This window comes from Gluconacetobacter takamatsuzukensis (assembly GCF_014174275.1).
Lineage (GTDB): Bacteria > Pseudomonadota > Alphaproteobacteria > Acetobacterales > Acetobacteraceae > Gluconacetobacter > Gluconacetobacter takamatsuzukensis.
In genome coordinates, this window is record NZ_JABEQK010000006.1 from 104600 (window position 1) to 131404 (window position 26805).

Sequence of the window (26805 nt, forward strand, 5' to 3'; positions counted from 1 at the left end):
ACGGGCTACCCGCCTACCCCCGCAGGTCGAGCACCTTGCGCCCATGCACATTGCCCGCCTCGAGGTCAGCGAAGATCTGGTTGATGTTCTCCAGCCGGTCGGGCTCGATCACGGTCTTGACCTTGCCGTCCGCGAAGAAGGACAGCGCCTCGATCATGTCCAGCCGCGTGCCGACGATCGACCCCCGGACCGTGACCCCGGTCATCACCATGTCGAAGATGGAAATCGGGAATTCCCCCGGCGGCAGGCCGTTCAGCACGATCGTGCCGCCGCGCCGCGCAAAGCCCATCGCCTGCGCGAAGGCCGAGCGCGAAACCGCCGTGACCAGCACCCCATGCGCGCCGCCGACCTGCGCCTGGATATAGGGCGCGGGATCGACCGACCGCGCATTCACGGTCAGCGCCGCGCCCAGCACCTTGGCCGTCTGCAATTTCTCATCGTCGATATCGATCGCGATGACGTTCAGCCCCATGGCCACGCCATACTGCACCGCCATCTGGCCCAGCCCGCCCACGCCCGACACCGCGACCCATTGGCCGGGTCGCGTGTCGGTCATCTTCAGGCCCTTGTAGACCGTCAGCCCCGCGCACAACACCGGCGCGACCTGCAACGGGTCGATGTTCTTCGGCAGATGCGCCACGTAATTGGGGTCGGCCACCACATATTCGGCGAAACACCCGTTGACGGTATAGCCCGTATCGTCCTGCGTGGGGCACAGCGTCTCCCACCCGCCCAGGCAATGTTCGCAATGGCCGCATGCCGAATACAGCCAGGGCACGCCCACCACGTCGCCCTTCTTCACCCATTTGACGGCACCGCCGACGGCCACCACATGCCCGACCCCCTCATGCCCCGGCACGAAAGGCGGCTTCGGCTTCACGGGCCAGTCCCCCCGGGCAGCATGCAGGTCGGTGTGGCACACGCCGCACGCATCCAGGCGGACCAGGATCTGATCGGGACGGATCGTCGGAATATCCAGTTCCTCGATCGTCAGCGGCTTGCCGAATTCACGGACGACGGCGGCCTTCATCTTTCCGGTCATGCTCGTTCCTCGCAATGCATGGGGGTGGCGCACTAGGGCGCCATGCCGGGCATGCTAGCCTGCCTGCACGCGGCCGGACCTGATCTACGTCAAGCCCCCATGGATCGGGGCCGGCGCATGGCCGCGCGCCCGCCTCCGGCATGTATCATGAACAATTCATACTCTTTCGCTCCCGTTCCATTCTGGCCAAGGCCCGGCCCACGCCCTATAGAACGAGAGCCGACCGCCGGGGCCGCCGTCGGGACGGCGATGGCCCGAAGGCGATCGTCCCGCACGATCGGTTCGCCTCCGGGGCCGCAGAACCGGAATCAGCAGGATACGCGCTCGGCATGACCCCTCCCCGCCCCGTCCGCCTCGCCGGCGCCCTCGCGGCCCTGCTGGCCATCACGCCCGCCATGGCCGCCCCCGCCGAAAACGCAGCGACGGCAACGCCGATCCGGCACCTGATCGTGGTGTATGACGAGAATGTTTCGTTCGACCATTATTTCGCCACCTACCCGCAGGCCGCCAACCCGCCCGGCGAACCTGCCTTCACGGCACGGCCCGATACGCCGGCGGTCAATACGCTGGTCACGGCGGGGCTGCTGACCAGCAATCCCAATGCCGGCCCCGCCAACGGCCCGGATGCCAGCCTGCCGTTCCGCCTCGACCGCACCCAGGCCGCCACCGCCGACCAGAACCACGCCTATACCGCCGAGCAGATGGCCTATCACGGCGGCAAGGCCGACCTGTTCCCCCTCCATACCGGGCGGGGCACCCCCGGCGGCGTGGGCGCCTTCGCCACCCGGGGCCAGGTCATGGGCTATTTCGACGGCAACACCGTCACCGCGCTGTGGCAATACGCCCAGCATTTCGCCATGAGCGACGCCACCTATACCGACACGTACGGCCCCTCCACCCCCGGCGCGCTGGAAGTGGTCTCGGGCCAGACCGGCGGCATGCAGATCGTCAGGACGACGCAGCAGGCGGCCACTAAACATGCCTACACGCCCTATATCGCCGACGGCCAGGGCGGCTGGACGATGATCAACGACATCGATCCGGCCTACGATGTCTGCTCGGTTCCCGACAACCAGGTCACGATGCGCGGGCGCAATGTCGGCGACCTGCTGAACCAGGCCGGCATCAGCTGGGGCGGCTTCATGGGCGGCTTCGCGCTGGATACGCGCAACCCCAACGGCACGACCGGCTGCGCCCGCTCCACCCCCTCGCCCGTGGTGGGCGAGACCATCGTCGACTACATCCCCCACCATAACTGGTTCCAGTATTTCCCCAGCACCGCCAACCCCACCCATGCCCGCCCGGCCTCGATCGCCGCCATCGGCCACACTTTCGCGGCAGACGGCATCACGCGCGATCCGGCCAACCATGAATATGATCTGCGCGATTTCACCGCCGCCCTGCGCGCCGGCAACCTGCCGGCGGTCTCGTTCCTCAAGCTCCCGGGCTATCAGGACGGCCATGCCGGCTATTCCGACCCGCTGGACGAACAGCAGGGTATCGTCGAAATCCTGAACATGGTGCAGCAGCGGCCGGAATGGCGCGACACCGCCATCATCATCGCGTGGGACGATTCCGACGGCTGGTACGACCACGCCTTCGTCCCCCCCACCCATTCCTCCAGCGATCCGCAAGCCGACCAGCTGGACGGCCCCGGCCGCTGCGGCAGCACCCCCCGCCCGATGGGCGTCGACGGCCGCCCCGTCAACGGCCGCTGCGGCCCCGGCACCCGCATCCCGCTGCTGGTCGTCTCGCCGTGGGCCAAGACCAACCATGTCAGCCACGTCCTGCTGACCCAGAGCTCGGTCACCCGCTTCATCGAGGATAACTGGCTGCACGGCGCACGCCTGGGCGGCGGCGCCTTCGACGCCGACGCCACCGACCTGCGCGACCTGTTCGATTTCACCCAGCCGCCCCGGATGGGCCGCCTGCTGCTGAATCCCAAGACGGGCGAGCCGCTGCGGAGTGCGCACTAAGCACGCAGGGCTCAGCCCTGCACACGGAAGGGGACTCTCGTCCCCTTCATCTCTATTCGTTGAGGAGGTGCAGGAGGCAAGCCTCTTGCCGGGGAGCCAGAGCATAGCCCTGACAGAACGCCACCGACATCGAAAAACACCCAGACATTACAAAATGTTTTTCAAACTCTGCACATTTCTGGCGCTCCTGCCTGTCCCCGCCTTGGCCGCCTGCCTGCCGACACTGGACGGCAGCAACCCCTGTCCCATCACGCTGCATCGGCCGCCCACCGTCCTGCTCTCGGCGATGGCGCAGATCGGGCGCAGTCTGTTTCACGACCCCGCCCTCTCCGGCTCGGGGCGGCAATCCTGCGCCTCCTGCCACGATCCCGCCCATCACTACGCCCCGGCCGGCTCGGCCGCCGTGGCACAGGGCGGCACCGACCTGACGCGGGACGGGCTGCGCGCGGTCCCGACCCTCACCTATCTGGAAACCCGCCCCGGCTTCAGCATCGGGCCAGACGATGCCGAGACCGAATCCGCCGCCACGCCGTCCACCGCCGCCATCGGCCCACACGGCGCCAAGACGGCACAGAACAATACCGATTCCGCCGCCAACCTGGTCCCGCAGGGCGGCCTGTTCTGGGACGGGCGCGCCGACACGCTGCAACAGCAGATCAACGGCCCCCTGTTCAACCCCGACGAGATGGCCTCCACCCGCGCCATCGTCCTGGCCCGCCTCGCGCGAGGCCCATACGCCCCGATGCTGCGCCGCCTGGGCGGCCCCGCCGTCGCCCGTTCGGACGACCTGCTGCTGTCCGAAGCCCTGTTCGCCATCGCGCGCTATCAGATCGAAGACCCGTCCTTCCACCCCTATGCCAGCCCCTTCGACGACTGGCTGGAGGGCCGGGCCCGCATGACGCCCGCCCAGCGCCGCGGCTACTTGCTGTTCAATGACCCGGCAAAGGGCAATTGCGCCGCCTGCCACCCCGACCGCCCCCGACCGGACGGCACGCCCCCGCTGCTGACCGACCATCAGTTCGAGGCCCTGGGCATTCCCCGCAACCGCACGCTAGCAGCCAACCGCGATCCCGCCTTTCACGATCTGGGACTCTGCGGGCCGGTCCGCACCGACATGGTCGGCCGTGCCGACCTGTGCGGCCTGTTCGTCACACCGACCCTGCGCAATGCCGCCACTCGGCACGCCTTTTTCCACAATGGCGTCTATCGCACGCTGGACGAGGTGATGGATTTCTACGTCCTGCGGGATGTCGCCCCCGACCGCATCTACCCGAAAGATCACGACGGCCGGCCGATGCGGTACGACGACCTGCCGCCCCCCTATCACGCCAATCTCGACATCACCGACGCCCCGTTCGACCGCCATCCAGGCGACGCACCGGCCCTGACCCCGCGCGAGCGGCAGGACATCATCGCCTTCCTGCACATGCTCACCGACCATCCGGCCCGCTGATCCAACGGATCACGGGTCCATCTGTCACGGGCGCCCATGTTATTCTATCGTTCGTTCCGTCGACCCACGAACAGAGAGACCGGCCATGAGTCCGATTACCCGCCTGCAACCCGAAACCCGCCTGTGCGGCGCGACGATCCATAACGGGCTGGTCTACCTGGCCGGTCAGGTCACCGAGGACCCGTCGCTGGAAATCGAAGGACAGATGGCCGACATCCTGCGCCAGGTCGACGCCCTGCTGGCCGAAGCCGGCACCGACAAGAGCCACCTGCTCTCGGTCCAGCTTTTCCTGGCCGACATGGACGATCTGGAAGGCATGAACCGCGCGTGGGACCACTGGCTGGACCGCGACAACAAGCCAGCCCGCGCAACCGTCGAAGCCCGTCTGGCCGACCCCGCCTGGCGCGTGGAACTGACGGGCATTGCTGCCATCCCGTAAGGGGGCGCGTTTCAGGGGCTCTGCCCCTGACCCCGGCAAAGGCCGGCGGCCTTTGCAAACCATCTTGTTTTTATTCAATAGATCGGAAAGGCGGGGCCTGGTTGCCCCGCCATATCGTGTCGATCAGTCGACGCGCTGGACCCAGCCATAAGGGTCCGGACGCTGGCCGCGCTGGATGCCGATCAGCGCATCGCGCAGCCCTTCCGTCACCGGATCGGCCCCATTGCCGGCACCGATCACGATCTCCCCCCGATGCCCGCGGAAACGGCCGATCGAGGTCACGACCGCCGCCGTGCCACAAGCAAAGGCTTCCACCAGGCGCCCGCTGGCCGCATCTTCGTAGCATTGCTCGATGCTGTAGCGTTCCTCGCGCACCGTCAGCCCCTTGTCGCGCGCCAGCGTCAGCAGCGCGTCGCGGGTGATACCGGGCAGGATCGTGCCCCCCAGCGGCGGCGTGACCAGCGTGCCGTCCTTCATCACGAAGAAGATGTTCATGCCGCCCATCTCCTCGATCCACCGATGTTCGGCGGCATCCAGGAACAGCACCTGGTCGCAGTTCTGCGCCTTCGCCTCGCGCTGGGCCAGCAGGCTGGCGGCATAATTGCCGCCGCACTTGGCGGCGCCCGTGCCCCCGGGGGCGGCGCGGGTATAATCCTCCGACACCCAGACCGACACCGCACCACCGCTGAAATACGCCCCGACGGGCGACGCGATGACGATGAACAGATATTCCGACGAGGGCTTCACGCCCAGGAAAGCCTCGCTCGCGATCATGAACGGCCGCAGATACAGGCTGGCGCTCTCGCCCGACGGAATCCAGTCGCGATCGACCCGCACCAATTCGCGCACCGCCTCCAGGAACAGCACATCGGGGACCTCGGCCATGGCCATCCGCTCGGCCGACTGACGAAAGCGGCGGGCATTGGCATCGGGGCGGAACATCACCACGCCGCCATCGGCGGCGCGATAGGCCTTCATGCCCTCGAAGATCTCCTGCGCGTAGTGCAGCACCGCGGCGGCGGGGTCGAGCGCGATCGGCGCGCGTGCCTCGATCGTCGGGTTATGCCAACCCTGCCCTTCCTTGTAGCGGACGACCGCCATGTGGTCGGTAAAGACGCGGCCGAACCCCGGATTGGCCAGCAGTTCCGTACGCCGTGCCGCCGATACCGGCGCGGGGTGCGGAATATGCGTGAAACGGAATTGATCGGCGCTATCCATGATCCTGCTCTCTCACGACGAAACGATGCGTGCCGCATGCACGACAAGACAGGCACGCGCCACACGGCACGCCCCGACCGGTCAGAGTCCCCAGATCACGCGGCGCGTCAAGTCCGCGGGCCGTTACCCCAGCGTCGCGGCCACCTGCCGCCCGATACCGGCAAAGAGCGCGGCGAACTGCGCCTCGGTCGGCACACCGCCGCGCGTATAGACCGCCATGACCATCGGCCCACTGCCTCCGGGCCAGGCAATCGCAAGATCGCCGGCAATGTCCCTGCCGTTATTCCCCGTCTTGTCGCCCACGACCCAGTTGTCGGGCAGGCCCGCGCGCAGGCGGTTCTTTCCGGTCTGGCAATTGACCATCCAGTCCTTCAGCATCGCCCGCGATCCGTCCGACAGCACATCGCCCAGGACAAGATGCCGGACGATTCCGGCCATCGCCTCGGGCGTCGTCGTATTGCGCACCCCACCCAGGGGCGTGCGGTTCAGGAGGGGCTCGATATCGTCAAGGCGCGTCACGTCGTCGCCGAGCGCCCGCCAGAATCGCGTCAGCACGGCCGGGCCGCCGATACGCGCCAGAAGCTTGTTGGCACAGACATTGTCGCTGAATTCGACCGCCCCCGCGCACATCTCGCGCACCGACAATCTGCCACGGCCCAGATTCCGCTTCGCGACGGGGGCATACATCTCCCCCATATCCGCCGCCGCAAAGCCGATGACCTCGTCAAGGTCCGCCTGCCCCCGGTCGACATGCGCCAGCACGCAGGCGGCCAGCGACGCCTTGAACGTGCTGCACATCACGAACCGTTCGTTCTGCCGCCAGGCAAAAATCTTTCCGCTGGAGATATTCCGGGCAAAAACGCCGACATTCCCGCCCGTCGCCCGCTCATACGCCGCGATCGGCCCCGCCGCCCCCGCATAGGCCGGAGACACAAGCAGGGCCGGCGCGGCTTGCAGAAAATCGCGGCGTCGCATGCGCGTCATCCCTATCGCAGCGCAAATCCCAACGCATCCAGCGCCTCGCGCAACCGGTCGCGACCGCTCAACGATTGCGGCCCGGCCACGCGGCGCACCATGGCGTCGGACCATGCGCGCGGCGCCAGCCCCTGTTCGCGCTGGAAGGCCTCGTCGATCCCGTCATACCGCCCGATTGCCTCATCCTCGCCCGCGATGTCGTAGCGTTCGCGATGCAGCACGACCGATTGCGGCAGGCGCGGCTTGATCGCGGCAGGTCGGTCCGTGTCCGGATGGCCCACGCACATGCCAAAGACCGCCATGCACCGATCCGGCAGCCCCAGTTCGCGCGCCACCTGCTCCGGGTGATTGCGCAGGCCGCCGATATAGACGATCCCCAGCCCCTGGGCTTCGAGGAAGGCGGCAGCATTCTGCGCCGCCAGCGCTGCGTCGACGACGCCGACCAGGAACGTCTCCAGATAATCCAGCCCCTCGGTGGCATGCGACCGCTCCGCCCCCAGCCGCGCGAGCCGGGAGAGATCCACCAGCCAGGCCAGGAACAGCGGCGCCTGGCGGATATGCGCCTGCCCGCCGGCCAGTTCCGCCAGCCGCGCCCGCCGCCCGGCATCCTCGACCGCCACCACGCTCCACACCTGGAGGTTGGACGAGGTCGAAGCCGACTGCGCCGCCGCCACCGCCCCCTCCAGCACGCGCTCCGCCACCGGGTCGGGCCGATAGGCACGCACCGAGCGATGAGCCAGCAGATGGCGGAGCATCGCCTCGTCGGGCAGGCCGCCGGGCGCGGCACCCTCGCGGTAACGCGCCGCCCACAGCGTCTTCAGCGTGGCCGCGTCAGACATTGTAGTCACGGATCGTCACGAACCGGGTGTCCAGATACGCATCCAGCGCCTCGCTGCCGCCTTCCGAGCCATAGCCGGAATCGCCGATCCCGCCGAACGGCACTTCCGGCAGCGCCAGCCCCAGATGGTTCACCGTCAGCATCCCGGCCCGCACCTCGTCGCGCAGGCGGGCGGCCGTGGGCGCGGCGCCGGTAAAGGCATAGGCCGCCAGCCCGTAAGGCAGGCGATTGGCCTCGGCCAGCGCCTCGTCCAGCGTATCGAACGGGTTCATCAGCGCGACCGGGCCGAACGGCTCCTCGTTCATGATCCGCATGTCGGTGGTCAGGTCGGTCAGCACCGTCGGCGCGAAGAAATAGCCCGCATTGCCGATCCGCTGGCCCCCGGTCACAATCTTCGCCCCCTTGCCCGTCGCATCCCCGATCAGGGCCTCCATCGCTTCCACGCGCCGCACATTCGCCAGCGGTCCCATTTTCGTCTCGGGCAGCAACCCGTCTCCGACACGAATCTCCTTCGCCACGGCGGCGAACCGCTCCACGAACCGGCCGAAAACCGGGCGCTCCACCAGAAAACGGGTGGGCGAGACGCAAACCTGCCCGGCATTGCGGAATTTCGCCGCCGCCAGCGTCGCCGCCGCCCGGTCGATATCGGCATCGGCGCAGATAATGGCCGGCCCATGCCCGCCCAGCTCCATCGTTGCCCGCTTCATGTGCGACCCCGCCAGCGCGGCCAGCATCTTCCCCACGACGGTCGAGCCGGTAAACGTCACCTTGCGGATCGCCGGATGCGCGATCAGCATCTCCGAGATTTCCGAGGGCGTGCCATAGACCAGTCCGATCACCCCCGCCGGCACCCCGGCATCGGCAAAGGCGCGGATCAGCGCGGCCGGCGCGGCCGGCGTTTCCTCGGCGGCCTTGACGATGATCGAACAGCCGGTCGCCAGCGCCGCGCCGACCTTGCGCACCACCTGGTTGACCGGGAAGTTCCATGGCGAGAACGCCGCCACCGGCCCCACCGGGCTGCGGATCACCGCCTGACTTACCCCCACCGCCCGCGACGGGATCAGCCGCCCATAGGCCCGGCGCCCTTCCTCGGCCAGCCAGTCGATCGTATCCGCCGCCCCCAGCAATTCCGTCCGCGCCTCGGCCAGCGGCTTGCCCTGTTCCAGGGTCAGCACCGGGGCAATCCCGTCGACCCGCGCCCGCAGCAGCGTCGCCGCCTGGCGCATGATCCGATAGCGGTCGAACACCGACATGCGGCTCCACAGCGCAAAGCCCCGCTCGGCGGCAGCCACGGCGGCGGCCAGGTCGGGCTGGCCGGCATGGGCGACCCGCCCGATGACCTGCTCGGTCGCGGGATTGACCACATCGATAAACCGCCCGTCCCGCGCCGCGGTCCACTGGCCGTCGATGAACAGCAAGGTATCCGGATAAGACGACATGTCGGGCAGCCTCCAGCAACTGGACGAATGGGACGGGAGCTTGCCGCATCCGCCCCTGCCGGTCAAAGAGGCCGCATCAGCCTCCCTGCCGGCCGGCCCACGCCTCGCGGATCGCGTCCCGCCCCCTCCCGGGCGGCAGGGCCAGCGCCCAGTCCAGCGCCTGCCCGGCCTGCACGCTGTTGCGGCGGATATAATCGCGATTGGCGGGAAACAGCACGCTGCGCCACTCCGTCAGCAGCACACGCAGGACCAGCCGCGCCACCACCAGATCGAACAGCAATTCGATTTCCGCCGCCTCCGGCGTCACCACGGTCGCAAACCCGGCCAGCATCGCCGCCACGCCGCCCAGCGGGTCGCGACCTTCCCCCATCTGGTACGATGCAGCCACCGCCAGATCGTTGATGCGCGGGGCAAACACCGCATCGCCGAAATCGACGATCCCCGCCACCCGCCCGGCATCATCCGCCGCAACCAGCAGGTTCGACCCGTTCAGGTCATTATGGATCGGCTGCCGGGGCAACGCATCGACCAGCGGACGCACCCGGTCGCGAAACCGGTCGAGAAACCCCGCGATCGCCAGGCGGCGCGCCGGCTGCGGCACATGGGGCAGCAATCCCCCCAGGTCACCCACCCGCAGCGAATTCCACAGGACCGCCCGCTCCTGCCCCGGCGGCGCCATGTCCTGCAATGCCCGCGCCATCAGCCCGACCGCCCGCCCCGTCCCATGGGCCAGACGCGCCGACCGGGTGCCCGCGCCCATCGGCACGCCCTCCACCCACCCGACCATGCGCACCATCAGCCCTTCCGCGCCGGGCACGGTCAGGACGGCAATCGCCTCCCCCCCTCGGGCAGGGACAATCCCGGCCAGCCCGAACTCCCCTATTTCTCCGGCAAGACGCTCCATGATGCGCGAGACGAAGGCGGCATCCTCTGTCGTCTCGACCGCATTCATGACCTTCAGCACCGTCCGCCTTCCATCCGCGTCACGCAGCAGGAAATTGGCGTCCCGCTCCCCCGGCAGGGCGGTCGCGGACACGTCCAGCCCATAGACCGTCCACGCAATGTCCCGCGCCTGCGCCACATCGATGGCAGGCCGGTCGCAGCAGAACTGGGCAAAGGCCGCTTCCAGCCCCGCCGGCACCTCGGGACCCGTCACCGGCGCGCATGTCCAATCGGATTCTCAGACATGCTGGCCGCCATTGATATGGATCTCCGCCCCGTTGATGTAGGACGAGGCCGAGGAACACAGGAAATAGATCGTCTCGGCCACCTCGCGCGGCGCCCCCAGCCGCTTCATCGGCACGTCCGACGCCACAAGCTGGTCGGTCCCCGGCGAGAGGATCGCGGTCGAGATCTCACCCGGCGCGATCGCATTCACCCGCACGTTCCGCTGCCCCAGCTCGTTCGCCATTTCCCGGGTCAGCGCCGCCAGCCCGGCCTTCGATACCGCATAGGCCGCCCCGGCGAACGGATGCACGCGCGACCCGACGATCGAGGTGACATTGACGACCGAGCCCGAGGCCGCCTCCAGTTCCGGCGCCAGCGCCCGCACCAGCAGCGCGATCGAGACCAGGTTGACGTTCAGCACGCTGGCCCACACCGACAGGTCGCTCTCCAGCACGCCCAGGCGCCCGCCATCGGGTCCCTTGGGCGAAATACCGGCATTATTGACCAGCGCATGCAGACGGCCGTCCGGCAGGCGGGCCCGCACCTCGTCCGCCAGCCGCGCGATGCCCGGCAGGTCGTTCAGGTCGGCGGTAATATGGCTCATGCGCGCGGCGGGCCATGCACAGGCCGGGTCGAACGGCTGCCGCGACACGGTCAGGATACGCCACCCCCGCTCCTGGAACAGCTTGACCGTCGCATGACCAATCCCCCGGCTGGCACCGGTCAGGAGCATGATCGGTTGATGGTCGGCCATGTCCTCGAACCCTCCCCGCCCGTCGCGAGGCGATCATGCGCCGTGACCCTCGTCATGAACAAGGGCCATGGCGCAGGGGTCAGGATGCGGCTGGCGCCGTGCCGATCTCCAGCGCCCGGCAGGCCATGGCCAGCGCGCCCTCGCGGCTACCCGCGCCGCAGATGAACCGGGCCGGATGCGCAAAGACGGCATCAGCGATACCCGAAGCCTCGGCCAGTGCCTTGCCTTCCAGGCCGCCCCAGGCTTCCGGCAGCGACACGCGCTGCCCGAATTCGCCCCGTGCCGGCGGCACGGCCTTGACGTTCCACTGGGCCCCAGCCGGCGAGACGATATAGACGACCGGCAGATCGTTCTCGAAGATCACCTTTTCGGCCGGCATGCCGGTATCCATCACCAGAATGCGCTTGTCCTCCGCCCGTGCGTAGGCGTCCAACACGCGGTGCGTCGCCTTCAGGCTGGCGCGCGCGCGATCGACCGTGCCGAGCAGATGCCGGGCAACGATCTCCGCCGCGTTCGCGAAGCCCTCCATCTCCCGGCGCGCCGCTTCCTCGGCCCCATACAGTTCCGTGGTGTCCCATGGCGGTCCACAGGTCGACACAAGCTCCGCCAGGGACAGGCGGCCCATTTTCGCCACACCGTTATCATCCTGGTCGACAGGCAGGATCAGCGCCTTGTCGACGGCCTGCCAGATGGTGCCGCACAACGCCTCGTCCACCGGCGTCGCAAGAATGTTGCGGATCGCGGCGCGACCGTAATCCTTCCACAGCAGCCCCGCCGCGCTGTACGGCGTGCCGTCCTCGCGCAGCGGCTTGTTCTTCATATGGTGGTCGTAGCGTCCCTTCGCGGGATCGTACACACCGCCGACATCGAACACGATATCCGCCGCCTGGATCTGCACGGGCGCTCTGGACCGGCTGAAGAGCAGGCGGTCAGCCGCGCCCTCTCCCATCACCCGTCCCTTCAGGTCGCCGCGCGGCGCGAGCGCGTAATGCAGGATGACGTAGCCCAGCGTCTCATCAGCATGAAAATTTCCCGAATGGGTCAAGGCCCGGACTTGAGTGACCTCATGATCGAGACCGATGGGAGTCTGTTCCGCCATATTCAGGACCTGCCGACATTCAGAAGAGGATTTGTTTCAGGCGCCCCTCATGCCGTACCGACCGGTACGACACAACACGCCATTGCGACACGGCCGGAAATCCACACCGATGATGTCACCCGCAGGATCACGGGCACGCTTTTCCATCACTCCGGCGTGATACAACCGTCAGGGTTCTTTACCGTTCTCGAAATGCCGTGATGAATTCCGCCATCACGGATGCAACCGGCGTTTCGGCAGTTCGTGGGGGATGCCCCGCGCGATCGCCAGCCATGCAAGGCCGCTCCACCTCGGACGGCTGCATACGGCAGGCTCCGGCCCGTATCCGAACCACGAACAGCCTATCGGGACAGGACACGATGTCATTGGCCTCCCCAGCGACCCATGCGTCACGGATTCAGGCATCGATCGCGGCCGATGCGGCGGCGCGGTCGGGCGTCGTCGCATCATGGCGGCGCTGCATCGCCCGCTATGGGCTCGATCCCCACGCACATTCCAGCCGCCATGTCCTGACGGAAAGCGAACTGCGCCGATCGGATGAACAGTCAGGCCCCTTCCTGTCACACGTCATGCAGCCCCTGTCGCATCTATCGACCATGCTGGCACCCTTCTGCATGTGGGTAGGGTACGCAGATCCGAATGGCGTCATCCTGGCCATGCGGGCGAAGGATGGAGACAAGGCGCAGGTGGCGCAATGGGGCCTGACACGGGGCGCCGACTGGAGCGAAGCCATCGAAGGCACCAACGGCATCGGCACCTGTCTGGTCGAGGAAACGCCTCTGATCATCAACAGCGACGAACATTTCTTCGCACGCGACATGGTCATGACATGCGTCGTCGCTCCCATATTCGATCATCAGGGCCGCATCGGCGGCGCGTTCAACGTATCGTTGTACGGCCCGGACATGGAACGGGAATCGCGACGGATCGTGGCCTCCCTCGTCGCCTCGGCCGCACGACAGGTCGAATGCGATCATTTTCATGCAATGTTCCCCGCGCACCGGATCATCTCGCTGGGCACGCCGGGCCGGTCGGGCAACGCACTCCTGGCGGTCGATTCCGACGATGTCGTCTATGCCGCCACACGGGCCGCGCGGGTGATGCTGAAACTGTCGGATGCCCGTCTGCAGGCCGGCATCTGCGCAAACGACCTTCTGAACACCGCCGAGGACGGGCTGCCGTCCGCCGAGCGCTCAGCCATCCGCCGGGCGCTGATACGGTCAGGGGGCAATGTCAGCGCGGCAGGGCGCACGTTGGGCCTCAGCCGCGCGACGATCAACCGACGGGTACGGTACTACGGCCTGAAAGGCAGCGTCGATTCCAGCCAGGATTCGACTGGCTGATCCATCCCCCCAATATCGGCAGCGCCCTCGGTCAGAAACCCATTTGCGGGCATTCACGCACGAATGCGTGTTCAAAACCGGTCGCACCCTGGGGCATTCGTCGTGCCCGACCGGAGAAGTGGCTCGCCGCTGAGCCAGTCTGACCGAAGAAGCACCCCGACCATCCTGACATTATCCCAAAATATGGAAATGCTGGACCGACAGCGCGACGCTACGAAGCACCGCTGAAGGAGTTCAGGATGCCTGACAATCAACGAACGTCGAACGACGTCACCTCCCTAGCCCTCGCCCCCCGGCACTACCTGAATTATGTCGGGGGCAAATTTCAGGATCACGCGCTCGATACGCTGGATATCCGCAATCCGGCCAACGGGGACCTGCTGGGCCATGTCCCCCAAAGCGACGCGGCAACGGTCGATGCGGCGGTGGCAGCCGCCAATACGGCGCAACCGGCATGGGAAAGGCTGCCCGCCGTCCAGCGCGCGGCCTTCCTGCGCCAGATTTCGGCGGGCATTCGCAAACGCCGGGACCAGTTCGCGTCGATCATCGTGCAGGAACAGGGCAAGATCCGCAATCTCGCCGAAGTCGAAGTCGATTTCACTGCCGATTACCTCGACTACATGGCCGAATGGGCACGCCGTCTGGAAGGCGAGGTCCTGACGAGCGATCGCGCGGCGGAAACGATCCTGCTGATGCGCAAGCCGCTCGGCACGATTGCCGGTATCCTGCCATGGAATTTTCCGTTCTTCATGATCGCGCGCAAGGTCGGCCCCGCCCTTGTGACCGGCAACACCATCGTGATCAAGCCGAGCGAGGAAACACCGATCAACGCGCATGAATTCGCCGCCCTTGTCGCGGAAACCGACCTTCCGCCGGGTGTCTTCAACCTTGTCAGCGGAACAGGGTCCGTATGCGGCCATGCGCTGGCCGCCCATCCCGGCATCGACATGATAACCTTCACCGGCAGCGTGCCGACCGGCACGAAGATCATGGAAACGGCGGCACGCAATCTCACGCGCGTCAATCTGGAACTTGGCGGAAAGGCCCCCGCCATCGTGCTGGCGGATGCCGACCTCGATCTGGCGGCACGCGCCATCCATGCCTCGCGCATCATCAATACCGGCCAGGTCTGCAATTGTGCCGAACGCGTCTATGTCGATCAGGTGGTCTACAAACCGTTCCTCGCCAGACTGAAGGAACTGTTCGCCGCCACGCGCTACGGCGATCCGTCGCTGGAATCCGGTCTCGACATGGGGCCATTGATCAATCGCGCGGCCGTCACACGCATTGCCGACATGGTCGAACAGGCACGGCGGGACGGCGCGGAAATCATTGTCGGAGGAGATATCTGCGCCTCGAAACCGGGCTTTCATTACCTGCCCACGCTTGTGGCGAACGTGACACCCGAGATGGAGATCATGAGGCGCGAGACCTTCGGGCCCGTCCTGCCGGTTATGGCCGTCTCGGGGCTGGAACAAGCCATCGCGCTGTCCAACGATTCCGAATACGGACTGACATCCTCGATCTATTCCAACAATATCAACGCTGTTCTCAAGGCTTGCCGCGAACTGAAATTCGGCGAGACCTACGTCAATCGTGAGAATTTCGAAGCAATGCAGGGCTTCCATGCCGGGCGCAAGAAATCAGGCATCGGCGGCGCAGACGGCAGGCATGGGCTGTACGAGTTCACGGAAACCCATGTGCTCTACATCCAGGGAACTCCATAAATCCCAAAAAGACCAGAAAAAATCCATCAAAACAATAATAAAACGGATTCGAACATGAACGTCATCACCTCGCCGGCAGCCAGCCGCCGGCCTGCGCTCCTTCGCGCCCGCGGTCGACTGGCCCTCACCTGCGCGGCCTCCCTGATGGGGCTGTGCGGCTCGATCGCCACGGCCCAAGCCGCCTCCCTCCCCGCCGATGTCGACGGCACGCGCATCATCAATGCCGACAAGGAACCCGGCAACTGGATGTCCACCGGCCGCACCTACGACGAACAGCGCTTCAGCCCGCTGAAACAGATCACCGATGCCAACGTCAAGGGTCTCGGTCTCGCCTGGCAATACAAGCTGGACTACAACCGGGGCGTCGAGGCTACGCCGATCGTCGTCGATGGGGTGATCTATACCACCGGCTCCTTCGCTGTCGTCTATGCGCTCGACGGCGCGACGGGCAAATTGCTGTGGAAATTCGACCCGCACGAGGACATGACCCGCGCCGGCGAATTCTGCTGCGATGCTGTCAATCGCGGGGTAGCCGTCTGGAAGGGCCATGTCTATGTCGGCACAAATGACGGCCGCCTCATCTCCCTCGACGCCAGGACCGGGCAGTCGGTCTGGCAAGCCGACACGATCGTCGACCATTCCCGCTCCTATGCCATCAGCGGCGCGCCGCGCATCGTCCACGGCAAGGTCATCATCGGCAATGGCGGAGCGGAATTCGGCGTACGCGGCTACATCACCGCCTATGATGCCGAAACCGGGCGACAGGCCTGGCGCTTCTACACCGTGCCCGGCGACCCCGGCAAACCGCAGGAAACGCCGGAACTCCAGATGGCGGTCAAGACCTGGACCGGCGATGCATGGTACAAGCAGGGCGGTGGCGGTACGGCATGGGATTCCATGGCCTACGACCCGGACCTGAACCTGCTTTACATCGGCACCGGCAATGCCTCGATGTGGAATTACGCGCTGCGCTCCCAGGCCAAGGGGGATAATCTCTTCCTGTCGTCCATCGTCGCCATCAATCCCGATACCGGGGCCTATGTCTGGCACTATCAGACCACACCCGGCGATGCATGGGACATGACGGCGACCCAGCACATGATCCTTGCCGACCTGCCCATCGACGGCGTCGATCGCAAGGTCATCATGCAGGCACCCAAGAACGGGTTTTTCTACGTGATCGACCGCGCCACCGGAAAACTGATCTCCGCCGAGAAATACGCACCGGTCAACTGGGCCTCGAAGATCGACCTCAAGACCGGCCGTCCCGTCTTTACCGGCGAGGCCAGTTACTGGACGAAAAAGGGCAAGGTCCTGGTCCGTCCGGGCTTCTGGGGCGGTCACGACTGGCAGCCCATGTCCTATAACCCGCAGACCGGGCTGGTCTACATTCCCAAACACGTCTTCGCCGTGACGTACGAGAACACGCCCGACTACCAGTACATCATGAACAAGAAGCATTTCTACCAACTGGGCGTCGCGGCGGCCGACATGAAGGACGACCCGGCGGACATGGAAAAATGGGCCAGAAGCTGGACAGGCTCATTGCTCGCCTGGGACCCGGTCAAACAGAAGAAGGTCTGGGAAGTCCCCTACAAGACGATCTATAATGGCGGAACCCTCTCGACCGCCGGCAATCTTGTCTTCGAAGGCACGGCCGACGGGCGCGTAGTGGCCTATCGCGCGACGGATGGCGAGAAACTGTGGCAATCCCCGGCCCAGTCGGGTGTCATCGCCGCTCCCGTGACCTACGAGGCCAACGGAGCGCAATATGTCACCTTCATGGTAGGCTGGGGCGGCGCGTTCCCCACCTTTGCCGGGGCAGCGTCTCTGGATGCCGGGGTGCGCCCATGGGCGCAGGTGCTGACATACAGGCTGGGCGGCGACGCAAAACTGGCCGAGGCCCATTTCGCGCCATTGCCCATACCCGCGCCTCCGGCCCAGACGGCCAGTGCCGAACAGGTCATGCAAGGCAAGGCCGAGTTCAACGGCCATTGTTCGCAATGCCATGGCATCAACGCGGTGTCCGGGGGCGTGGTGCCGGACCTGCGCAGGCTTTCGGCCGGACAGCACCAGATGTTCGCCTCCATCGTCAAGGGCGCGTTCCAGCAACTGGGCATGCCGTCCTATGACGGCGTGCTGACCGACGAGCAGATCACATTGATCCACGATTACCTGATCAAGCGCGCCTACGACCTGAAGGCGGAAACGCAAAATCCGGGCTCCCCCGTCACGAACTGACCGGCGGGAGCCGAGAGCGCGGGGCCACCAGGCCCATCGCCTCATCCGACAACACATCCTGAAGCATGGCACAGGCCCTGGCGGCTTGTGCCACCGCCACCCGGCGTCATGACGCCGTTTCGGGGCTTTCATCATGCGCGATATGTGCCATCTGAGAAAAACCGCGTTGGCGGCTGCCGCCTGCGTGCTGTCCCTGGCGTGGACCCAATCCGCCCGATCGTCCGATATCACCTTCGCCGTCATCGGACCGCACGAATACGACCTTCCGGTCAATTTCGATCCGTTCAACGTCCTCGTCCAGTATGGCGACGGCAATGCCGCCGGCAACGCTTATGACGGATCCGGCAACCGGGTCCCGAAAGACGGAAGCCATACGTGGACGGGCCTGACGAAATATGTGCATTTCCGAAGCTTCGACGCTATCCCGAATGTCGGGTTCGCCTTCGAACTGATCCAGGCGTCAAGCTACGTTCTCGCCAATGGACAGAGCTATGGCGGGCTCGGCACGACCATTCCAGGCTTCGCGGCCTGGTTCAAGCCGAACGCCCACAGCACCTTCGGCTTCCAGACCTTCATGGAATCACCAAGCGGCACCCGCGATGCGCTGGCATCGCATGAATGGACGAACATAACGAGTTTCCTGTTCGACTATGAATGGAAACATTTCAGCTTCGACGGCGATCTGGGTGCGACGGTCACGGCAACGTCGCAGCATCTGCGCCTGCAACACAGCTATACGCCCGGCCGCTCCTTCTTCTCCAATCTTCGCTTCGGGTGGAAGGCATCGCCGCTGATGGAGCCGTTCTTCGCCTTCGACTGGCAGAATACAGGCGGCATCTATGACAATACACTGTCCCGGTATGTGGCGGACTCGAACGCGCGCGAAGTGGCGCTAGGCACGGGCATCATGTTCAATCTGAGCAAGAAAAGCTCTCTGACACTCCGCTATGCCCATTCCGTCGAAGGACGCAATGTTCCCGAAACCAATGCCTATTACGTAAAATTTGTCTATCTGTGGTAGCCGCACCGCGGAACATGCCCTCCGGTCCGCCCCATGTAACGAAAGATAACGACAAGGCCAGCTGCCTTGCCAATTGACATATACTGACATAAATTCGGTTCAGAATAATGATATTGTCAGGATGCAGGACGATTGACGAGAACAGGCCGCCCGGCCATGGCAACGACGTGTTGACCCGCTCCCACTTGGCAACAGAAGCGGGGATGAAGGAGGCCATCGACAACGCGATCCAATACGCCACCACGTGCCTCACGCGGGTTCCGGACCACCCCGAGGCCCTGCTGCTCATGGGCACGATCCACACGTGGCAGGAACAGTTCGAACAGGCACTCCCCTTCCTGCAACGCGCCACGATATTGCTGCCCGGCAATGCCGAAGCCTTCAACACGCTCGGCCTGGCACAGTACAAATCGGGAAGAATAGAAGAAGCAATCTGCAGCTTCCGCAAGGCGATCGACCTGCAGCCCGAATTCCCGAGCGCACGGGCACGATTGACGCAGGCACTCGCGGCGCGCGGCCATGACAAGGACAATATCGCGCAATACCGCGCAGTACTGGCCATCGAAACCAATATGGAGAACCTCGCGCGCCACCGCGACGCCCTGGCCGCCGATGCGCAGGATGTCTCCGCCCTCAACGGCCTCGGCAAGGCCCTGTGGGCGATCGGCCGGCACGACGAAGCCGTCGAACAGTTCCGGACCGCCCTGCTGCACAAGCCCACCTGCACCGAGACGGCACGCAACCTGGTGCAGCTTCTGGTCGAACTTGATCGTATCGAAGACGCAATCGCCTGCTACCGATCGGTGCTGGAACACGACCCGGGCCTCTACGCCATCCATGCCGGAACCGGAACCCTGCTGCGAAAAGCCGGGCGCCATGCCGAGGCCCAGTACCATCTGGAAGAGGCCTGCGCGTTGCGGCCGGACGAAGCACCGGTCCACGCCGTCCTGTCCCTGATCCTTCAGGAACGCGGCCAGATCGACGCGGCGGCCGATCACCTGCGCCAGGCCATCGCCCTGGCCCCCGAGGAGCCGAATTATTATCTGGGCCTGACGCGCCTGGCGAAACTGGCACCCGACGATCCCGTGCTGGCGGCCATGCGGACGCTCGCCACGCGGGAAGAATCATTCGACGACACCGGGAAAACCAGCCTTCATTTCGCACTGGGCAAGGCGCTGGCCGATATCGGGGACCATCGTTCGTCCTTCGACCATCTGCTGAAAGCAAACGCGCTCAGGCGCCGCGCCATCCCCTATGACGAAAGACGGGTCGCCAGGGCCGTACAAACCCTCCGTGCCTCCTTCACGGCGGACGCCATGGCGGTAACGGCCGGAACCGGCGATCCCTCGCCCCGCCCCGTCTTCATCGTCGGCATGCCCCGATCGGGGTCGACACTGGTCGAGCAGATCCTGGCAAGCCATCCGGACGCCTACGGCGCCGGCGAAGTCAGCACGCTGTTCGATACGCTTCAGGACGCCGCAAAAAGATTTCCGAACTGGGAAGTCGGCACCCCACTGACCTGCCTGACCGAAGGAGAACGACGCGCCATCGCCGAAGACTATCTGCACCGACTGGACAGGCTCGCGACCGACTGGACAGGCGCCCGTCCGCCGGCGCGCATTTCCAACAAGATGCTGGATAATTTCTTCCATATCGGAACCATCCGGCAATTATGGCCCAATGCGCGAATCATCCACACATTTCGCGATCCGATCGATACCTGCCTGTCCTGCTTCTCGATCCCGTTCGACAATCTCGATTTCACCTTCGACCTGGGCGAACTCGGCCGCTACCATCGCCAGTATCGGGAACAGATGGACCATTGGCGGCAGGTCCTGCCGCCAGGCGATATCCTCGACGTCCGCTACGAGGACATTGTCGAGGATTTCGAGGCCGGCGCACGGCGCATCATCGCCTATTGCGGCCTGCCATGGAACGATGCCTGCCTGCGCTTTCACGAAACCGAAAGGCTGGTCAAGACATCCAGCGTCGCCCAGGTCCGCAAGCCGATCTATCGCACCGCCATGGGGCGCTGGCGCCCCGACGACGAGACATTACGGCCCCTGCTCGAAGGACTTGGCCAGGACATCCCGGAACCCCTTCACGACTGAACAGCCTCCGGACGCGCCGCCGGGCCCGATAGAGATGCCCGATAGAGGTGATAGGACAGCAGCGTCTTGGCATCCGTGCGGCCGATGCACGGAATATCGTCCAGGGCAATCACATGCACATGGATCGATTCATGCTCGTCCCTGTTGCCCGTCCGCCGCCCTTCCAGCGCCGCCATCGCCCCGGGATCGATGTCCAGGTCCACGGCATAAAGGGTGATCGCCTCGTCGCAGCCGCCGGGCGACAGCCAGACCGTCGTCAGTTCCACCAGCTGCGCGGCCGACACGGTCAGGTCGGCGCCGACTTCCTCGGCCAGTTCGCGCAGGGCGGTGCTGACCAACTGGCCGCCATCCAGCATCCCCGCCGGCAGCGCCAGCAGGTCCGGACAGGCCACCGGCAGGCGCGGCTCACGGGTCAGGATGGTCCGCGCGGCATGGCCGGGGCAATGCAGCACCACCAGCACCGAAACCGAGTCCCCACGCAGCAGCGCCGCCCCCGGCACCTGGCGCCCCTCATGCCACGCATCGGCCTCGATCAGGATGAAGCCCACCCGCGCCCCGAAAAAGACCACGTCCCTTACCGCTACGCGGCGCAGGTCGAAGCGCCCGGCCGCCTGCTCCAGCCAGCGTCGGAAATGCGGCGCCGCCCGCACCTCGGCCCGCCGCTCCACCGGCACGCCGGCCGAAAAGACGATGGGCACCTGATCGACCGGCACCATGCGGCTGCCTCCTCCGAAACGGGTCGCGACCTTGCATGCGCCTGCCTGCGGGAATCCGATCCGTCCGACCGTCTTCCCCGACATCGCCCACAGGATTGTCCCCATTTCTGTGGATAAATCCAGGGGGCCGCCCCCAGGGGCAGCCCCAGGCCGGCCCTATTCGCACTCCGCGCGCTGCTCGACCTCGCGCCACAGATGGACATAACGCTGCGTATCGAACCGGGGCTTGATGAACATGCGCCGGACCGCGCCGATGCCGGTGGCGGTAAAATAGGCACGCGGCGGCCCCTCGCCGGTCACGACCCGCAGCAGCCCCCGCGCGACCAGATCGCGGATCGAGGCCGGAATGCGCGGCTGGCCGGCCTGCGGCCCGCTTTTCCACGTCGGCAGGATGATTCCATCCGACAATGAGGGATTGTTGCCGGAATATGTCCCGAAGGACCACCGGATGAACCGTTCCTCGGAACGGGTCAGGCCTGTATCGACCATCATGAACGTCTCGCGTTTCTTGTTTTTCTTATGCGCTTGCACCGGCCCCCTTTCCGGGGGCCGGACCCCAGTTTCGAGGTCTATATGACCCAAACGCAAGACATTCTTTGCCGAATCGTGCGCGGGCCCGCCCCTTGACAAAGCATGTGGAACGCGGGCCGTGTCTGCCGGACCGATCCCCCCACCGAACCAAGCCCCCATCATGCCCGTATCCCCTGCCCCGTCCCCCACCCCCCGCCTGACATGGAAGGACCTGCGCACGCTGGCACTTGCCGCGCTGGGCGGGGCGCTGGAATTCTACGATTTCGTCATCTTCGCCTATTTCGCGAAGATCATCGCCCAGCATTTCTTCCCCGCCAGCCAGCCCGACTGGCTGCGCCAGACCGAGACGTTCGGCCTGTTCGGCGCCGGCTACCTGGCCCGGCCGCTGGGCGGGGTGATCATGGCGCATTTCGGTGACCTGCACGGGCGCAAGAAGATGTTCGCCTTCAGCGTGCTGCTGATGGCCGCCCCCACCCTGCTGATGGGCCTGCTGCCCGGTTTCGGCACGCTGGGGGTCGGCGCGCCGCTGGCGCTGCTGCTGCTGCGTATGGCCCAGGGGGCCGCCATCGGCGGCGAGGCACCAGGCGGCTGGGTCTTCGTCGCCGAACATGCCAGCGCCCGGCATACCGGCCTGGCCTGCGGCCTGCTCACCGGCGGCCTCACGGCCGGCATGCTGATCGGCTCACTGGTCGCGCTGGGGCTGAACGCGGCCCTGTCGCCCGCCGCCATCGCCGCATGGGGCTGGCGGCTGCCGTTCATCCTCGGCGGCGTGTTCGGGCTCATCGCCATGCGCCTGCGCCGCTGGCTGCACGAGACCCCGGTCTTCGCCGAAATGCAGGCCAGCGACACGCTGGCGCGGCAGGCCCCGCTGCTGGCCGTGCTGCGCGCCAGCCGCCGCGCCATCATCCTGTCGGTGATCGGAACCTGGACCCTCACCGCCGCGATCGTCGTCCTGCTGCTGATGATGCCGGCGCTGCTGCAAAGCCTGCACGGATTTTCCGCCGCCAGCACCATGCGGGCCAGCCTGGTCGCCACGCTCAGCATCACCATCGCCGCCGTGGCCATCGGGGCTGCGACCGACCGCTGGGGCCTGCGCGGCGTCATCCCGCCGGTGATCGCCCTGCTGGTCGCCGGCGCCTGGGGCCTGTATGCGGTGGCCCCGGCCCATCCCGCCTGGTTCATGGCCCTGGCGGCCCTGGCCGGCATCGGGGCCGGCTATGTCAGCCTGGTGCCGATCGCGATGGTGCGGGCCTTCCCCCCGGCGATCCGCTTCTCCGGCCTGTCCTTCTCGTACAACCTGTCCTACGCGGTCTTCGGCGGCCTGACCCCGGCCTGCGTCTCGGCCCTGGTCGGGCACGATCCCCGGGCGCCGGCCCTGTATGTCATCGGCACGGCCTTGGCCGGCGGTGCCGCCCTGTGGGCCATGCCCGACGTCACGCCCCGCCCCCCATCGCGACGGATATGATGGACGACACCGCCGGTCCGTGTTTAAGAACGACATGGCAAGCATCTCTCCCGACCTGATCGCCCGCCGCATTCGCCAGGGCAGCGGCCAGGAAGCGCCGGATCTGGTCGTCCGCGACGTCCGGCTGTTCGATCTGGTGACCGGCGCGCTGATCGACACCGATATCGCGATCTGCGGCGACACCATTGTCGGCACGCTGGACCGCTACGACGGCCCCAATGTGCTCGACGGGCGCGGCCGCATCGTCGTCCCCGGCTTCATCGACACCCACCTGCATGTCGAATCCTCGCTGGTCACGCCGTTCGAATTCGAACGCTGCGTCCTGCCGCACGGGGTCACGACCGCCATCTGCGACCCGCATGAAATGGCAAACGTGCTGGGCGTCCCGGCCCTGCGCTATTTCCTCGACGCCGCAACCCGCATGGTGATGGACCTGCGGGTGAACCTGTCCAGCTGCGTGCCCTCCTCGACGGTCGAAACCTCGGGCGCCGTCCTGATGGCGGACGACCTGACGCCGCTGATGAACCACCCCAAGGTCATCGGCCTGGCGGAATTCATGAACATGCCCGGCGTGCTGTCCGGCGCGCCCGACTGCATGGACAAGCTGGCCGCCTTCGCCGACCGGCATATCGACGGCCACGCCCCGCTGATGCACGGCAAGCCCCTGAACGGCTACCTGTCCGGCGGCATCTCGACCGACCACGAGGCCACCCGCGCCGACGAGGCGCTGGAGAAGATCCGCAAGGGCATGACGGTCCTGATCCGCGAAGGATCGGTCTGCAAGGACCTGGCGGCGCTGGCCCCCCTGCTGACGGTGGAAACCTCGCCGTTCCTCGCCTTCTGCACCGACGACCGCAACCCGCTGGAAATCGCTCATGAAGGCCATATCGATTTCCTGATCCGCAGCGCCATCGCACGCGGCGTCCCGCCGCTGGCCGCCTACCGCGCCGCCAGCCTGACGGCGGCACGCGCCTTCGGGCTGACCGATCGCGGCATGCTGGCCCCCGGCAAGCGCGCCGACATCGTCTTCCTGGACGATCTGGAACGCTGCACGGTCTCCGACGTCCTGGCCGCCGGCCGCCCCATCGGGCCGGCACTGGACGCACGCCGGCCCATCCCGGCCCCCGGCCGCAACAGCGTCATCCTGGACCGCCCGCTAACGGCGGACGATTTCGCGGTGCCTGGCCCGGGCGCCGGCCGCCCGGTCATGGGCATCATCCCCGGCCAGATCATCACCGAATTCCTGACCGAAACCCTGCCCGAGGCCGAAGGCCACAGCCTTCCCGACATCACCCGCGACATTGCCAAGGTCGCGGTCGTGGCGCGGCATGGGTTGAACGGCAATATCGGCCGGGGCTTCGTGCGCGGCTTTGGGCTGCGCAGCGGGGCCCTGGCCTCCTCCGTCGGGCACGACGCGCACAATATCTGCGTCGTCGGCGTCGCGGATGCGGACATGGCGGCAGCGGTCAACCGGCTGGCCGAAATCGGCGGCGGCTTCGTGATCGTCGAGAACGGCACCGTGCGCGCCGAACTGAAACTGCCGATCGCCGGCCTGATGAGCGACGCCCCCTTCGAGACCGTACGCGCGGACCTCGAAACCCTGCGCGCCGCGACACGGAAAATGGGCGTGACGCTGGAGGAGCCGTTCCTGCAACTGGCCTTCCTGCCCCTGCCGGTGGTCCCGCACCTCAAGATCACCGATCACGGATTGGTCGATGTCAGCCGCATGGAAGTCATCGGCTGACCGCCCCGGGCCGCAGCCTCGCGCGAAGTTGAATCCCCTCCCGACCGCGACGGGGCCACGCCCATGATCCCGCTTCGGCGGCGCCCCGCCGCCCCTGCGGCACCCGGCAATCCCCGGCCAACCGCCACGCCCCGCGCCGGCAGGCAGACCGCCTGACCCGCGCGATGCCGGAACGCTGGCCGGCGACCCGCCGGCGCGAAGCGCGCACAGGGCTTGCCAGCACCGGCATTTTTCCAACAGCCTCCGACGACCCCATCCCGAACGCTCGATCGGACGCCCCCATGCCCGTAGCTCCGGCGGAAGCCGGCACGTTCATCACCCGCGCCAGCCCCGCCTATCGCCGCGCCGGCCTGGCCCTGTTCCTGGCGGGTTTCGCCACCTTCTCGCTGCTCTACTGCGTGCAGCCGCTGCTGCCGGTCTTCTCCAGCCGGTTCGGCATCGGCGCGGCCAGCAGCTCGCTGTCCCTGTCGCTTTCCACCAGCGCCCTCGCCGTCGCCATCCTGCTCGCCGCCGCCCTGTCCGAGCGCATCGGCCGGCGCGACATCATGGCCCTGTCCATGATCCTGTCGGCAGTGCTGAACATCGTGGCCGCCTGGGCCCCGGTCTGGCCGGCCCTGCTGGCGGCCCGCATGGCCGAGGGCTTCGTGCTGGGCGGCGTGCCCGCCGTGGCCATGACCTACCTGGCCGAGGAAATCCACCCGCGCGAACTGGGCCTGGCCATGGGCCTGTATGTCGCCGGCACCGCCTTCGGCGGCATGATCGGCCGGGTGGGCACGGGCATCCTGACCGACGCCCTGTCCTGGCGCGCCGCCATGACCATCATCGGCGCCGCCGGACTGGCCGCCGCACTGGGCTTCCTGGCCCTGCTGCCGCCCTCGCGCAATTTCGTCCGCCGGCCGGGGCTGAGCGCCCGCCACCATCTCGATTCCTGGGCCCGTCACCTGCGCGACCCGGCGCTGCCGGCCCTCTACGCCATCGGCTTCACCGTGATGGGCACCTTCGTCACCATCTTCAATTATGCCGGCTACCGGCTGATGGCCCCGCCCTACGATCTGGACCAGACCCGGCTGGGCCTGATCTTTTCGGTCTACGTGTTCGGCATCGTGTCCTCGTCGGTCGCGGGCGCGCTGTCCGACCGCATGGGGCGCGGGCGGGTGCTGACGGCCGGCATCCTGATCATGGCAACGGGGATCGCGCTGACCCTTCCCCGCGCCCTGCCCTGCATCTTCCTCGGCATCGTCTTCCTCACCATCGGCTTCTTCACCGCCCACGCCGTCGCCAGCGGCTGGGTAGGCCGCCTGGCGCGCATCGACCGCGGGCATGCGACATCGCTCTACCTGCTGGCCTATTACCTGGGTTCCAGCATCGCCGGCTCGGTCGGCGGCTGGTGGTGGGCAGGGCTGGGATGGAACGGGGTCGCCACCTTCACGCTCCTGCTGCTGGCCTGCGCACTGGCCGCCGCCGCCCGGCTGCGCCGGGTAGCCCGAACCTGACGGGGGAACGCGA

22 protein-coding genes are annotated in these 26805 nt (G+C 66.6%); 12 read left to right on the top strand and 10 right to left on the bottom strand.

Translation table 11 applies throughout. The features are described 5' to 3' along the window. Positions 1-13 precede the first annotated feature (13 nt). Positions 14-1042 (bottom strand): alcohol dehydrogenase AdhP, encoded by a 1029-nt coding sequence (gene adhP, locus HLH27_RS09445; RefSeq protein ID WP_182949773.1) that lies wholly within the window; start codon positions 1040-1042, stop codon positions 14-16. A gap of 329 nt (positions 1043-1371) precedes the next feature. Here adhP and HLH27_RS09450 point away from each other — a divergent pair, with 329 nt between their 5' ends. The 3 genes from HLH27_RS09450 to HLH27_RS09460 all read left to right on the top strand — a co-directional run bounded on the left by HLH27_RS09450 (position 1372) and on the right by HLH27_RS09460 (position 4910). Next, positions 1372-3018, top strand: coding sequence for a phospholipase C (locus tag HLH27_RS09450; protein WP_182949774.1), 1647 nt, complete (start codon positions 1372-1374; stop codon positions 3016-3018). 154 nt (positions 3019-3172) lie between these two features. Continuing rightward, the gene (locus HLH27_RS09455; RefSeq protein WP_182949775.1) at positions 3173-4471 is read left to right on the top strand and encodes a cytochrome-c peroxidase; all 1299 of its coding nucleotides are present in this window, start codon (positions 3173-3175) and stop codon (positions 4469-4471) included. Between the two features lie 85 nt (positions 4472-4556). Next, positions 4557-4910, top strand: coding sequence for a RidA family protein (locus HLH27_RS09460; protein WP_182949776.1), 354 nt, complete (start codon positions 4557-4559; stop codon positions 4908-4910). 123 nt (positions 4911-5033) lie between these two features. On the opposite strand, the gene HLH27_RS09465 is transcribed toward HLH27_RS09460, so the two are convergent. The 7 genes from HLH27_RS09465 to HLH27_RS09495 form a co-directional block, all read right to left on the bottom strand. Then, complete coding sequence (locus HLH27_RS09465) at positions 5034-6128, bottom strand: branched-chain amino acid aminotransferase (protein ID WP_182949777.1); 1095 nt, start codon at positions 6126-6128, stop codon at positions 5034-5036. 123 nt (positions 6129-6251) lie between these two features. Next, a complete protein-coding gene (bla, locus tag HLH27_RS09470; RefSeq protein WP_182949778.1) occupies positions 6252-7103 on the bottom strand; it encodes a class A beta-lactamase in 852 nt (283 codons plus the stop codon). Between the two features lie 11 nt (positions 7104-7114). Then, a complete protein-coding gene (locus HLH27_RS09475) occupies positions 7115-7942 on the bottom strand; it encodes a nitroreductase family protein (protein ID WP_182949779.1) in 828 nt (275 codons plus the stop codon). Beyond that, positions 7935-9380 (bottom strand): NAD-dependent succinate-semialdehyde dehydrogenase, encoded by a 1446-nt coding sequence (locus HLH27_RS09480; RefSeq protein ID WP_182949780.1) that lies wholly within the window; start codon positions 9378-9380, stop codon positions 7935-7937. The genes HLH27_RS09475 and HLH27_RS09480 overlap by 8 nt, the downstream gene beginning before the upstream one ends. A gap of 76 nt (positions 9381-9456) precedes the next feature. Next, positions 9457-10536 carry a phosphotransferase gene (locus tag HLH27_RS09485; protein ID WP_182949781.1) on the bottom strand — a complete coding sequence of 360 codons (1080 nt, stop codon included), beginning with the start codon at positions 10534-10536 and terminating at the stop codon, positions 9457-9459. Positions 10537-10560: 24 nt separating this feature from the next. After that, positions 10561-11301 carry an SDR family NAD(P)-dependent oxidoreductase gene (locus HLH27_RS09490; RefSeq protein ID WP_220790355.1) on the bottom strand — a complete coding sequence of 247 codons (741 nt, stop codon included), beginning with the start codon at positions 11299-11301 and terminating at the stop codon, positions 10561-10563. 79 nt (positions 11302-11380) lie between these two features. Then, on the bottom strand, positions 11381-12400 hold the full coding sequence (locus HLH27_RS09495; protein ID WP_182949782.1) for an MYG1 family protein: 1020 nt from the start codon (positions 12398-12400) through the stop codon (positions 11381-11383). Between HLH27_RS09495 and HLH27_RS09500 the strand changes: the two genes are divergently transcribed. The 6 genes from HLH27_RS09500 (at position 12368) to HLH27_RS09525 (ending at position 20843) form a co-directional block, all read left to right on the top strand. Then, positions 12368-12601 (top strand): hypothetical protein, encoded by a 234-nt coding sequence (locus HLH27_RS09500; RefSeq protein ID WP_182949783.1) that lies wholly within the window; start codon positions 12368-12370, stop codon positions 12599-12601. The genes HLH27_RS09495 and HLH27_RS09500 overlap by 33 nt on opposite strands. A gap of 158 nt (positions 12602-12759) precedes the next feature. Next, positions 12760-13743, top strand: a complete 984-nt coding sequence (locus tag HLH27_RS09505) for a GAF domain-containing protein (protein ID WP_182949784.1) — start codon at positions 12760-12762, stop codon at positions 13741-13743. Positions 13744-13982: 239 nt separating this feature from the next. After that, complete coding sequence (aldA, locus tag HLH27_RS09510) at positions 13983-15470, top strand: aldehyde dehydrogenase (protein WP_182949785.1); 1488 nt, start codon at positions 13983-13985, stop codon at positions 15468-15470. Positions 15471-15524: 54 nt separating this feature from the next. Then, the gene (locus HLH27_RS09515) at positions 15525-17711 is read left to right on the top strand and encodes a PQQ-dependent dehydrogenase, methanol/ethanol family (RefSeq protein ID WP_220790356.1); all 2187 of its coding nucleotides are present in this window, start codon (positions 15525-15527) and stop codon (positions 17709-17711) included. A 142-nt stretch (positions 17712-17853) separates the two neighbouring features. Further along, positions 17854-18732, top strand: coding sequence for a transporter (locus HLH27_RS09520; RefSeq protein WP_408870825.1), 879 nt, complete (start codon positions 17854-17856; stop codon positions 18730-18732). Positions 18733-18935: 203 nt separating this feature from the next. Beyond that, a complete protein-coding gene (locus tag HLH27_RS09525) occupies positions 18936-20843 on the top strand; it encodes a tetratricopeptide repeat-containing sulfotransferase family protein (RefSeq protein WP_182949787.1) in 1908 nt (635 codons plus the stop codon). On the opposite strand, the gene HLH27_RS09530 is transcribed toward HLH27_RS09525, so the two are convergent. Beyond that, positions 20834-21559: an NUDIX domain-containing protein gene (locus tag HLH27_RS09530; protein ID WP_182949788.1), complete on the bottom strand. Its 726-nt coding sequence runs from the start codon at positions 21557-21559 to the stop codon at positions 20834-20836. The genes HLH27_RS09525 and HLH27_RS09530 overlap by 10 nt on opposite strands. A 156-nt stretch (positions 21560-21715) precedes the next feature. Beyond that, a complete protein-coding gene (locus HLH27_RS09535) occupies positions 21716-22051 on the bottom strand; it encodes a hypothetical protein (protein WP_246375695.1) in 336 nt (111 codons plus the stop codon). 199 nt (positions 22052-22250) lie between these two features. On the opposite strand from HLH27_RS09535, the gene HLH27_RS09540 reads away from it, so the two are divergent. The 3 genes from HLH27_RS09540 (at position 22251) to HLH27_RS09550 (ending at position 26792) form a co-directional block, all read left to right on the top strand. After that, positions 22251-23555, top strand: coding sequence for an MFS transporter (locus HLH27_RS09540; RefSeq protein ID WP_182949789.1), 1305 nt, complete (start codon positions 22251-22253; stop codon positions 23553-23555). 34 nt (positions 23556-23589) lie between these two features. Further along, positions 23590-25299: an adenine deaminase gene (ade, locus tag HLH27_RS09545; RefSeq protein ID WP_182949790.1), complete on the top strand. Its 1710-nt coding sequence runs from the start codon at positions 23590-23592 to the stop codon at positions 25297-25299. A gap of 281 nt (positions 25300-25580) precedes the next feature. Next, positions 25581-26792 (top strand): MFS transporter, encoded by a 1212-nt coding sequence (locus HLH27_RS09550; RefSeq protein WP_182949791.1) that lies wholly within the window; start codon positions 25581-25583, stop codon positions 26790-26792. Positions 26793-26805: the final 13 nt, after the last annotated feature.